Annotated in this window: 1 protein-coding gene; it reads left to right on the top strand. The window is 32.6% G+C overall.

Annotated features, from left to right (window positions below; translation table 11 throughout):
• A partial coding sequence (locus BHE89_RS24025; protein ID WP_171742560.1) for a hypothetical protein occupies nt 1–411 on the top strand: 411 nt, incomplete at both ends.

Raw genomic sequence — 411 nt, forward strand, 5'->3', positions numbered from 1 at the left:
ATGCCCACTATGTTAGAATTTTATTATGGGCCGATAAAATCAATCACCATTACTAGCTCATTACCTGAAAAAGGTCGATTTAAAGCCTATAAAGGTGAAATTCAATTTGATGAATGCGGCTCTCTCACTAAATTTGATTCTTCGACACAAGAATATATTCATGAGCGAATCGAAACAAATCTTGTAAGAATGTCAACACCTTATAATATCAAATATAAATATCAGCTGAAGAGTTTACACAAAGTCTATACTCTCTATCTTGATGAACTGTATGGTAAAATAATCAAAACCAAGGTGAACCAGTCTAATAATATGCCCACTATGTTAGAATTTTATTATGGGCCGATAAAATCAATCACCATTACTAGCTCATTACCTGAAAAAGGTCGATTTAAAGCCTATAAAGGTGAA

The sequence above is a fragment of the Shigella sp. FC1967 genome (genome assembly GCF_001743005.1).
GTDB lineage: Bacteria > Pseudomonadota > Gammaproteobacteria > Enterobacterales > Enterobacteriaceae > Proteus.